Origin of the sequence: Sorangium sp. So ce176, assembly GCF_051519835.1 — a bacterium.
In the GTDB taxonomy this organism is placed as follows: Bacteria; Myxococcota_A; Polyangia; order Polyangiales; family Polyangiaceae; genus Sorangium; species Sorangium cellulosum_G.
Map to the genome: position 1 here is coordinate 174,119 of NZ_CP150371.1, position 11,098 is coordinate 185,216.

The 11,098-nt window shown below is 74.7% G+C and carries 9 protein-coding genes; 2 read left to right on the forward strand and 7 right to left on the reverse strand.

What is annotated here, in order from left to right; translation table 11 throughout:
* Positions 1-26: 26 nt before the first annotated feature.
* The gene (locus WMF42_RS00680) at positions 27-500 is read left to right on the forward strand and encodes an ArsI/CadI family heavy metal resistance metalloenzyme (protein ID WP_437689762.1); all 474 of its coding nucleotides are present in this window, start codon (positions 27-29) and stop codon (positions 498-500) included.
* Between the two features lie 143 nt (positions 501-643).
* Here the strand turns inward: WMF42_RS00680 and WMF42_RS00685 are convergent, their stop codons facing one another.
* Positions 644-1,057, reverse strand: coding sequence for a PilZ domain-containing protein (locus WMF42_RS00685; protein WP_437689763.1), 414 nt, complete (start codon positions 1,055-1,057; stop codon positions 644-646).
* Positions 1,058-2,078: 1,021 nt separating this feature from the next.
* Here WMF42_RS00685 and WMF42_RS00690 point away from each other — a divergent pair.
* Complete coding sequence (locus WMF42_RS00690; RefSeq protein ID WP_061612185.1) at positions 2,079-3,062, forward strand: hypothetical protein; 984 nt, start codon at positions 2,079-2,081, stop codon at positions 3,060-3,062.
* A 35-nt stretch (positions 3,063-3,097) separates the two neighbouring features.
* Here WMF42_RS00690 and bla read toward each other — a convergent pair whose 3' ends face one another.
* The 6 genes from bla to WMF42_RS00720 all read right to left on the reverse strand — a co-directional run bounded on the left by bla (position 3,098) and on the right by WMF42_RS00720 (position 11,065).
* A complete protein-coding gene (gene bla / locus WMF42_RS00695; RefSeq protein WP_437689764.1) occupies positions 3,098-4,081 on the reverse strand; it encodes a class A beta-lactamase in 984 nt (327 codons plus the stop codon).
* Between the two features lie 514 nt (positions 4,082-4,595).
* A complete protein-coding gene (locus tag WMF42_RS00700; RefSeq protein WP_437689765.1) occupies positions 4,596-5,450 on the reverse strand; it encodes a transglutaminase family protein in 855 nt (284 codons plus the stop codon).
* A gap of 62 nt (positions 5,451-5,512) precedes the next feature.
* Positions 5,513-5,926, reverse strand: a complete 414-nt coding sequence (locus WMF42_RS00705) for a DUF4150 domain-containing protein (protein WP_061612188.1) — start codon at positions 5,924-5,926, stop codon at positions 5,513-5,515.
* A gap of 11 nt (positions 5,927-5,937) precedes the next feature.
* Positions 5,938-6,660, reverse strand: coding sequence for a DUF3540 domain-containing protein (locus WMF42_RS00710; protein WP_437689766.1), 723 nt, complete (start codon positions 6,658-6,660; stop codon positions 5,938-5,940).
* A gap of 44 nt (positions 6,661-6,704) precedes the next feature.
* Entirely contained in the window at positions 6,705-8,711 is a 2,007-nt protein-coding gene (locus tag WMF42_RS00715) for a pentapeptide repeat-containing protein (protein ID WP_437689767.1), read from the reverse strand.
* On the reverse strand, positions 8,708-11,065 hold the full coding sequence (locus WMF42_RS00720; RefSeq protein WP_437689768.1) for a DUF2169 domain-containing protein: 2,358 nt from the start codon (positions 11,063-11,065) through the stop codon (positions 8,708-8,710). Before WMF42_RS00720 ends, WMF42_RS00715 begins: the two co-directional genes overlap by 4 nt.
* Between the last annotated feature and the right edge of the window lie 33 nt (positions 11,066-11,098).

An 11,098-nucleotide genomic window follows, 5' to 3' on the forward strand; every position in this document is an offset into this window, starting at 1 on the left:
CGATGTTTGTGGAAGAAAGGTGCACGATGAACGTCCTCAAGCCCCATATCTCGCTCAATGTCTCGGACATCGACGCCTCTGTCGCTTTCTACGAGAAGGCCTTTGGCGTGGGCGCCACCAAGCGTCGCCCCGGCTATGCGAAGTTCGACCTCGCGCAGCCGTCCTTGAACCTCACGATGCAGGAGGCGCCGCGTACGGGCGTCAACGCGAGCCACTTCGGCGTCCAGGTGGCGAGCACGGAGGACGTGACCGAGGCAAGGGGCCGCTTCGAGGCCGCGGGGCTCAAGACCTTCACGGAGGAGGACACGGCCTGCTGCTATGCAGTGCAGGACAAGGTCTGGGTCGAGGATCCGGACGGCAACTCGTGGGAGGTGTTCGTCGTCAAGGGCGACGCGGCCGTGATGGGGAGCCAGCCCGCGATGCCCTCGAAGAACGACGCCGCGTGCTGTGCGCCTGCGTGCTGCGTCCCGTCCAAGCTCTCCGATGACGCCGCGGGCTGATCAACCCCGCTGTCACGCTCGCCGTGGTTCCAGGGCTTTGCCGTGAGGACTGGCCCCTCGAAGGGCCCTGGGGCAAAGCCGGTGGAGCGCGTGCGGGAGATCCGCGACGAGGTCCGCGCGCGTGGCCGAGCTCGTCGCGCGGGTCAGCTCAGCGAGATCATCGCCGCCGTCGCCGCGTAATCGACGCGCGGCGCGCGGTACGGGTAGGTCGGCGGGAAGCGCTCGAGCGCCGCGCGGAGGCGCCGGGCCGACGCGCTGTCGAGCGGGTCGAAGCGCAGGCCGACGGCGCGGCCCGGGTCGCCCTCGCGCCGGCCGTGGACGGTGCGCGCGATTGTCGCCGTCGCGTCGAGCCAGACGTCCGTGTCCGGGAGCCGGAACGACACGATCACCGGCTCGCCCGTGAGCGCGCGGGCGCTCGTCAGCACGAGCATCCCGTCGATGGACAGGTCGATCGCCCGGGTCCCGAGCAGCCGGAAGCCCCGCTCGCGCACGGCCTGGCACTCCACGATCGCGGCGCGACGCGTGACGCGGCGCTCGCTGGCGAGCAGCATCTCCATGGTGTTCCTCCTCGGCGCGGTACGCTACGGAGGACCGCTACAGGGGGGCAAGAAACCTACATCGGTACCCTTCCGGCGAGGCGAGCGCCTTCATGTCGACCGTCGCGCCTGCCGCTCGTCTGGATTCACCGCCAGAGCCCCACAGCTCGCCAGTGTCCGCAGGTCGTGCTGAATCCGCACACGATTGCACACGTATGCGCTCAGGATACCAGGGTCGCCGACCTGGACCCGCTGGCCTACGTAGCCCGCCGCAAAGGGGTGCAGTCCCTCCCGCCGGGCCGATCGCGGCGCGTGCCCTCCTGGAGGCTGCTCTGGCTCGCGCACCCCGGGAGCATGCCGGGCTCATCATCGTGGGTGAGGGCGAGCAGGTGAGCGAGATCGCGAGGAGAGCCAGGCACCGGTCGGAGGCGGCCTGCTCATGGCATTTTGCCGTCACTCTACATCGCTGGTGCGGTGTGGCTCTATCCGCCGCGCGAGCTCGAGACATCGCCCTTCCTCGGGGCGAGGAGGCTCGCGAAACGGGAAGTGTAGCACCGGCGGCCCGGGAATGCGAGACGACAGCGCCTCACCTCTCGCCTCCTCCAGGGTGCGTGCCCGAGTGCCGCGTAGTGGCGTGCCGTCGTCGGGTACATTCTTTGGTGGACATCCGTTGCGGCGACGCGCCGGGGCGCCGAGGACGCCCTCGCGATTGCTGCGTCGGCGCGGATCAGGTGTGTGCCGGGGAGGCGGACGTCAGGGCGCACGCGGGAGAGGAATCTTCCGCCGCGATGGTGCGCCGCGATATCACGCGACGGTTTCGCTCAGGGGCCTTCGGGCTCATCGGCACTGGGGGTGACCAGGTTTCCTCTTCGTCTGCGCAAAGGCCCAGTAGGGACGGCGACGCTGGTCAGCCTCTCCGTCGGCCAATTCGCTGGAGCCAGCGCTACGCGCATGATACCATCAGCGTTCCGGCGATAGACGTCGCATGGGACCGTGTTACGAAGAGGTAGGGCAGGACGCCCCGAAGGAGAAGGAGTGAGGAATGGAGCTCAGGGCATGGTACGCGGCGCTCTGCGCAGGAATCGTGGGTCTCATGGGGTGCGGCGATAGCTCGGGCCAGAACCAGAACAGCGGCGCGGGCGCCTCGGGGCCGGGCAGCGGAGGGACCGCCGGAGTAGGCCAGGGGCAGGGGGGCGACAGCTTCGGTGGTCAGGGGGGGGATCCGTTCGGCAACGGCAGCGGCAACGGCAACGGCAGCGGCAACGGCGGGGTGGGCGGCAACGGGAACACCTCGGGTTGCGAGCACGTCGATGTCGTGTTCGCGCTCGACAACTCCTTCAGCATGGATGAGGAAAAGGCGTCGATGCGCGACGTCGTGTTCCCGGCCTTCGCGCAGGCGCTGCTCCAGATCAGCGGCATCAAGGACTTCCGCGCGGCCGTGATTGACGCCTGCCCTCTCCCCGCGAACTTCCACACCCGCGGCGCCGCGGGCGAGTGCTCGTTCCAGAGCCAGAAGGCGTGGATGGAGAGCACGAGCACCGAGCTCACGAGCGAGTTCCAGTGCGCCGCAGACCTCTATGCAGAGGACGTCGAGTGCACCGGCGACAGCGACGACGAGCAGCCCGCGTCCGCCGTCGCCGCCGCGCTGGAGCCGCCGTTCTCGACCGCCGAGAACGCGGGGTTCCTCCGCGACGATGCGCTGCTCGTGGTGGTGGCGATCACCGACGAGGACGAGCAGCCCGTTCCGTCCCAGCGGCCTCAGCAGATCCATGATCGGCTCGTCGCGGCGAAGGGAGGCGAGGCGAAGAACGTCGTGTTCCTCGGCATCGGCGGGAGGGAGGAGTGCGACGGTGCTTATGGCAGCGCGGATGAGGCCGACAACCTGCAGCGTCTCGTGGACACGTTCGCTGCCGACGAGCGCGGCTTCTTCTGGGATCTGTGCGAGGGGCGCCTCGAGGACGGCCTGACGAACGCCCTCTCGGCGATCGAGGAGGCGTGCACGGAGTTCGTGCCCACCGTGAATTGACGTGGCGTTGATGTGACCAGGGGCGGGTCGCCGGCTCAGCCGAACGCCGCGGCGACGAGCCGGGCGACCTCCGCGTGCGCGGCGTTCCGCGCATCGGCGCTGGCCGTCGGCGCTTCGACGAAGCACGCGACGACGATCGGCGCGCGGGAGGGGGGCCAGGCGACCGCGACGTCGTTCGCGATGCCGTTCTCGCCGGTCCCGGTCTTGTCGCCGACGACCCAGTCGCGCGGCAGGCCCGCCCGGAGGCGGGCGAGGCCGGTGGTCGCGCGGACCATCCACGCCTTCAGGCGTGCGCGCGACGCCTCGCGGAGGGCGCGATCGCCGACCAGGAGGGACCGGTAGGTGTCGGTCATGGCGTCGGGGGTCGACGTGTCGCGGGGGTCGCCGGGCAGGTTCGTGTTGAGCGCCGGCTCGTCGCGGTCGAGGCGCGTCACCTGGTCGCCGAGGCCGCGCAGGTAGGCGGTGAGGCCGGCGGGGCCGCCGATCTGCGCGAGCAGGAGGTTGGCGGCCGTGTTGTCGCTGACCTCGACGGCGGCGGCGCAGAGCTCCTCGACGGTGAGGCTGCCCTCGGCGAGGCGGGCGCGCGCGACAGGCGCGTGCTCGAGGAGATCGGACTCACGGTATGCGATGCGGCGATCGAGCGTGAGCTGACCCTGGTCGACGCGCGCGAGGACGCACGCCGCGAGGAGCGACTTGAAGGTGGAGCACATGGCGAAGCGCTCGCCGGCGCGGTGACCGATCCGGGCGCCGTTCGCCGTGTCGAGGGCGGCGACGCCGAGGCGGCCGCCGAGCTGCGCCTCGATGCGCGCGAGCGCCGGCGCTGTCTGCGCGGGCGGCTCGGGCGAGGCCGTCCGCGAAGAGGTGGTGGGAGCCGCCGCCGCTGGCGCCGTCGCCGCGCTCGCGCCCGGAGCTTCGGCGCCGGCCGGCCGCGGTTGCTGTGCTCCTCCACAGCCGACGAGAAGGATAGAGGCTGCTCCACCGAGGAAGCCACGACGTGACGAGTGAGGGGGATCTTTCATGCCGGCTGCCGTACGCCCGCGGAGCGAAGCTCATTCCCGAGGGGAGAAGAAGCCGAGGAGTCCCCTTGAATTCTTCGGAAAAGTTACAGGGGGCGCGGAGGAAATTCTTCAAGATCCTCCCCGCCTCCCTGTTCAATTTCTCTGCTGAAAATGGCTGCTCAATAAGGGGACTCCTTGGGAGAAGCAGGGCGTGCACGTCCCCCGCGGGGTCGCCTGAGACCCGTCGCGCGCGATCCAGACGGTGTCTCTCGGAGCAATTCGCTTGATCGGAGAGGGGGTTCGCCGGGAGGGGTGGGAATGGCGGAGCGAGAGACATCTCGTGACGATGCGTTGCTCTCGACGCGACGGCAGGCCTGCGGAGGAGGTGTTCGCCGGGCGGTGTGGGGACGGGCGGAGCGAGAGGCGCCTTGTGGCAACGCGCTTGAGCTCGACAGGATAGGCCTGCGGAGAGGGTGTTCGTCGCGCGAGGTGGGGACAGGCCGATGTCTGGATCGTGAGGGGGAGCGGGGAGGCTTCAATCGCTCTCCTCCGGCGCCACCAGGATCGCCGTCCGCAGCCGGACGCCGCGCGCCCCGTCGGCCGTGCCCCGGATCGGCGCGACGTCGTCGTAGTCGCGCCCGTAGCCGAGCACGATGTGCCCGGTCGCGCCCAGGCGCCCCACCGTCGGATCGAGGTCGCGCCAGCCGCCCGACGGCAACCACACAGAGGCCCACGCATGCGAGGCGCGCGACGGCGCCGCGGCGGAGCCGGCCACGTAGCCGCTCACGTAACGCGCCGCGAGGCCCATCGATCGCAGGCACGCCACGGCCAGGTGCGCGAAGTCCTGGCAGACACCGCGCCGGAGCTCGCAGAAGGCAGCGAGGCCGGTGTCCGCGGCGGTGGCCCCAGGATCGAAGGCGAAATCCCGCCGGATCCGGGCGACAAGCCCCTCCAGCGCCGCGCCGAGCGCGCGGCCCTCCTCGAAGCTCGCCCGCGCGTACTCCGCCATCGCGGCGCTCCGCGGCGCGCGCGCCGTGCCCTCGACGAACGCGCGCAGCGCCGGATCCTCCGACGCGGCGGCCGCCGTGCGCGCCGCCGCCGCCCGCCAGCCGTGCCCGAGATCTCCGTCGCCGCCCGGCTCCTCCTCGCCCAGGCGCACAACGCTGAGCGCCGTCACCTCGACGGCGCCGAAGCGCCCCCCGAGCTCGACGCGCGCGCAGCGGTTGCCGAAGGCGTCCTCCTCGAGCCGCCGCGAGGACGGCAAGGGCCGCACAACGAGCTGGTGAAACTCGACGGCCTGGTGGGGCAGGGCGCGCGGGGTGAGGTGCACCTCCAGCCGGCACGCGACCGCGCCCGCCGCCCCGAGCTCGTACCGGCTGCGGTGCACCACGCGGTGACGACCCCCCGCCAGGACGGCGCCCCGCCCGGCCAGCCCCTCGGCCCCTCGACCCCTCAGCCGCTCACCACGACCTTCGTCTGCGACGGCGCGACCTGCACCCCCATCGGCATGTTCGGGCTCTTGCCGTTCTGCGCCACCGAGCAGGTGTGGAACACGATCGGGTTGCCCTCGGCCTTCACCTTCATCGAGGACGTGCGGTACATCGCCTCCCCCTTGATCTTGCCGCTCACGACGCCGCCGGCAGATCCCGGCTCGTCGCCGGTCGACATCGGGATCTCGCTCTGCTTCGTGAGCACCGGCTTGCCCGCCAGCAGCACCTTCAGGGAGCAGGTGCTCGGCACCGCCTGGTTGCACATCGCCACGTTCGGGTACGGCAGCGGCACCGGCGGGCCAGGCGGCGCCGGGGTCTTGCACGTGTCCGGCATCGCCTGGCAGATCCCGGCCTGCATCGTCGTCACAGGGAACATCGCCGCCCCTCCTACCCGAGGTTGATCCGCTGGCCATCGAGGCTCACGTCCTCGCGCGCGTCCACCGACACCTCGCGCCCGCGCAGCTCGATCACGTCCTCCACCAGCGCGCGCAGACGCCCTGCGCGGAGCTGGTGCAGCTCGCGCACCTCCTGGAAGAGGTCCTCCGCGCGCGCGATCACCCGCCCCGCGATCGACTCGAGCTTGCCCACCGTTGTGTGCGCGCGCTCCAGCACGGCGGTGAGCGCGCGCCCCTCGTAGCGCGCCTCGGCGATGCGCACCTCGCCGCGCTCGGCCACGGCGGCGAGCTCCGCCCCCGCCACGGTGACGCGCTCGGGCGCGACCCGCACCGTCGCCCCCTGCCCGCCGGCGCGCGCGCCGAGGGTCGCGCCGCTCCTGCTCGAGATCGCGATCTCGCCGGCCGCCCAGCAGCGGATGGCGCCGCCCGCCACGAGATCGATGTCGCCCCCGGGCGCGGCGAGCGAGAGGCCGCCCGCCGCGACGAGGCTGCCCCGGCCGGTCTCGGCGTCGTACTCGAAGAGCAGCCGGCCGGCCGGGTCGTGCACCGCGACGACCTCGTGGCCGTCGCGCTCGACGATCGAGGCCGAGGCGCCCGCGCGCGCCACGATGCGCAGCGGGCGCTCCTCCGGCGGGGCGCCGTCGCGGCGCGCCTCGGGGCTCGCGTCGGCGGGCGAGGGCTCGGCGGGGAGGGAAGGGAGGGCGGCGGTGGGCATGGCGGTGGTCCTCGGGTCGGGGCTTCGCAGCGGTCGTGGGCGGCTCATAACGACGTGGGCGGGCGCCAGTCCTCGGCGCGGGCGCGCTCCGGATCGGTCCCGCGGGCGCCCTCGATCTTCGCGCCTTCCCACCGCGCGCGCGCGGTGATCGCGCGGTGCAGGTTCGCGGCGCGGCAGTCGGCGCCGGACAGGTCGGCGCCGGACAGGTCGGCGTGCGACAGATCGGCGTGGGCGAGCGAGGCGCCTTCGAGCCGCGCGCCGCTCAGATCCGCCTTGCGCACCATCGCCTCGTCGAGCCGGGCGCCGCCGAGATCGGCGCGCGCGAGCGAGGCGCCGTCGAGGCACGCCCGGGAGAGATCCGCGCCCGCGAGCCGCGCGCCCCGGAGGCTGGCGCCCGTCAGGTTCGCGACCCCGAGGCGCGCCGAGACGAGCGAGGCGCCGCCCAGGTCGGCGCCGGCGAGGCTCGCCTGCGTCAGATCGGCCCCGTCGAGCTTCGTGCCCCGGAGATCGGCGCGCGACAGATCGCAGTCGCGCAGCTCCGCGTTCGAGAGATCCATCCCGGCGAGCCGCGCCTCGACGAGCGAGCTCCTCGCGAGCCGCGCGCCGGGAAGGCGCACGCCCCGCAGGTCGAGCCCGAGCAGCGAGGTCTGCTCGATCGAGGCCCCGGAGAGGTCCGCGCCGGCGACGGTGGCGCCGGCGAGCTGCGCGCGCTGGAGCGCCGCGCCGCGGAGGCTCGCGCCGGACAGGTCCGCGCCGCGGAGGCGCCCGCCCGCGATGCGCGCCCCGGCGAGATCGGCGCCCGCGAGGACGGCGTGCGAGAGATCGACGCCGACGAGCGCGGCGCGGGCGAGGCGGGCGCCCGAGAGGTCCGCGCGGCGCAGCTCCGCCCCGTCGAGCGTGGCGTCGAGCAGCGACGCCTCGGTGAGATCGGCGCCCGTCAGCTCGGTCCCGCGCAGCGTGGCGGCCGCGAGCAGCGCGCCGCGCAGGCGGGCGTCGCGCAGGCGGGCGCGCGAGAGATCGCAGCCCGACAGGTTCGCGCCGGTGAGGTCGGCCCGCTCGAGGCAGGCGCCGTCGAGCCGGGCGCCGTCGAGGTTCGCGCGCTCGAGCGCGGCGCCCTCGAGGTCGGCCCCGCTCAGCACGGCGCCGGCGAGGCGCGCGCCGCGCAGCGAGGCGCCGCGCAGCGAGGCGCCGCCGAGCTCGGCGGACGCGAGCTGGGCGCCGTCGAGATCGGCCGCGTCGAGCTTGCAGCCGCGCAGGTCGAAGCCGGACAGGTCCTTGCCGGCGAGGTTCGCGCCCGTGAGATCGCCGCCCGCGAGGTCGCGCGGGAGCGCCGCGCGGCGGAGATCCTGGTTCGGGGCGCGGAGCCCGAGGACGAGGCGGGCGCGGGACAGATCGAGCGCGGCGAGCTCGACCCCGATGAGCGTCACCGCGGCGAGCTCGGCGTCGATGAAGCTCGCCCCCGCGAGCGTGCAGCGGTCGAGCTCGGTCTCGCCGAGCGTCGCGCGGTCGAGGCGCGCGCCGTCGAGGGCGCACTCGGCGAGCCCGGCGCCGGACAGCGTGGCGGCCGAGAGATCGGCGCCGGTGAGGTCGACGCCCTCGAGCCGCGCGCGCGACAGATCGGCGCCGCGGAGCGAGGCGCCGGCGAGCGACGTGGCCCCGGCCTGGTACCCCGCGTACCCCGCGGCGCGCAGGGCCTCGACGACCTCGGGGCCGAGGTCGCGGTCGGCCTCGAGCGGCAGCGCCGCGGCCGCGGCGTCGCGGGTGAGCTGCGCGCTCCGCGCGAGCACCGCGCCCTCGAGGCGCGCGCCCGACAGGTCGGCGCCGCGGAGCGCGACGGCGAGGAAGACGGCGCCGGCGAGCCTCGCCCCGGCGAGGCGCGCGTCGCTCAGATCGACGCCGTTGAAGAGCACGCCCGAGAGATCGCGGCCCGAGAGGTCGACGCCGCGCAGGTCGAGGCCGACGACCATCGGCGGGTCGAGCGGCCCGGCGTCGAGGCGCGCCAGGAGCTCGTCCCTGTCGCGCGCGAACCCGGCGGCGGCGGTCCCGGTCATGTCGCGCCCCGATCGCTGGTGAGCAGGGTGGCCGCGAGCTGCGCGCCCCGCAGGTCGGCGCCGTCGAGCCGCGCCTGCCACAGGGCGGCCTCGTGGAGCCCCGCGCCGCGCAGATCGGCGCCGCGCAGGTCGGCGGCTTCCAGGCGGGCGCCGTGCAGGTTCGCCCGCTCGAGGCGGGCGCCCCCGAGCCGCGCCCGCGTCAGGTCGGCGCCCGCCATGTCGGCGCCGCGGAGGTCGGCGCCGCCGAGCTCGGCCCGGCCGAGATCCGCGCGGCGAAGGCTCGCCAGCGCGAGGTCGGCGCCGGTCAGATCGGCGTCCATCCAGCGCGAGCCGTCGGCCCGGGCGCCGCGCGCCTGGGCGCGCGGCAGGCGGGTCTGCTCCGAGGCGCGCAGCCCGCGCAGGTCGGCGCCGCGCAGGTCGACCGCCTCGCCGTGCGCCCCCTCGAGGCTCGCGTCCTCGAGCGCCGCGCCGCGGAGCGAGGCGCGGTCGAGCGCCGCGCGCGCGAGGCGGGCGCCGGCGAGCTGGGCGCGGTCGAGCCGCGCCTCGGTGAGGTCGGCCTCGAGGAACGAGGCGCCGGCCGCGCCGGCGCCTGTCAGGTCCGCCCCGCGCAGCGCCGCGCCGTCCAGGCGCGCCTTGTCGAGGGTCGCGCCGGTCAGATCGGCGCCGGTGAGGTCGGCCCCGGAGAGGTCCGCGTCGCTCAGCCTGGCCGACGGGAGCCGCGCGCCCGCCATCCTGGCGCGCGCGAGCGTCGCCCCCTCGAGGTCGGCGGCGTCGAAGCGGGCGCCGGTCAGGTCGGCGCCCACGAGCAGGGCGCGCGCGAGCCGCGCCTCGCCGAAGTCGAGCTTCGACAGGTCGAGCCCCGAGAGGTCGGCGCCGGCCATGCTCTCCTGGATCGACAGGCAGAGCTCGACGCGCTCGCGCGTCCACGGCGCCGCGGCCGCCCGGGCCGCCTCGCGCCGCGCCCCGTCCGCGCGGTCGAGCGCGTCGAGCTCGTCGAGCTGCGCCGGGTCGAGCCCCTGCGCCTCGAGCGCCTTTCTCGCCTGCTCGCGCGTCTTGCGCTGGATCTCCTCGAGCTGGGCCGGATCTCCGCCGAGCGCGTCGAGCCACGCCTCGAGCGCCGCGTCGCCCTCGGGGGTGCCGAGGGCGGCGACGAGCGCCGCCGGGGCGCCGCCCTTCTCGAGCGTCGCGCGGATGTGCGAGAGGAGCTCGGCGTCGTCGACGCCGGCCAGGGGAGGCGCGCCGTCGTTGTCGTTGCCGGGCGGCGCCGCGGCGGGCGCCTCCGCGGCGGGCGCGGCGGCGGGGCGCGCCTCCAGCAGGGCGAGCGCGAGCCGCTCGCGGTAGCGCGCGGCGGCGACGCGGCCCTCGCCGAGCGGCTCGCTCGCGAGGAGCACGTGCAGCACCTCGGGGTGGTCCTCGGCGGACACGGGCGCGTGGCCGCGCCACACGAGGGACAGCGAGCCCGCCTCCAGGTCGACGTGGACCGTGTCGAGGTTCATCTGCACCTCGCGGAAGCGGTCCGCGCCGCCCGCGAGCTCGTCGAGGAAGCAGCGGATCCGGACGCCCGGCAGCCGCGCGCGGTACTCGCGCCGCTCGCGGTGCAGGTTGAGGCAGACGATCTCCTCGTCGCCGCGCAGGTACTCGGCCTGGAGCGCCGGCGCGGCCGCGTTGAAGTGGCTCCAGTCGAAGTCCTCGGGGAAGAACGGCCAGCGCTGCTTCAGCCAGCGCGCGTCGTAGGTGCCGAGCTTGCTCGCGCGCGTCGCCCACGCGGCCGAGAGCGGCCCGAAGCCCGCGGGCGGCGGCCTCGCCGCGGGCGAGTCGACAGGCGCGCGCGGATCCTCGACGTTCGGCAGCGGCCGCCGCCGCGGGTCGCGCTCGGCCGGGTCGAAGACGCCGCGGCCGACGGGGTTGGCCGCGAAGCCAGGGCCCCCGAAGGCGCGATCGAAGCCGAGCGGCATCTCGACGAACGGCTGCGGATCGGAGCGCTTGCCTGCGGCCGGGTCGGTCCAGTGGCGGTCGCCGGTCACCAGCAGCGCGAGCGAGGTCTTGCCGACGGCGAAGCTGACCGGCATCGACGTGACGGGCCGGCGGCCGGGCGCGTGCGCCTTCCCCGACAGCAGGAGGTCCGCCTTCGGCTTGAAGGGGGCGAAATCGGACGCGCGGAGGAGGGCCCGGCGCGGGTCGTCCTCGTCGTACACGTCGCCGAGCGGCAGCTCCGGGGCGTCCGCCGGGATCGCCGGCTCGCCGGGCGAGAGGCGGTAGGTGCCCTTCGCGATGAGGCACAGGGCCCACTGCGGGGGCCGGAGCTGCCAGGAGATGGCGGCGAACGTCGTGGGGGTGGGGTTGACGATCTTCATGACAGCTCTCGACCGGCGCGGGGCTGCGCACGC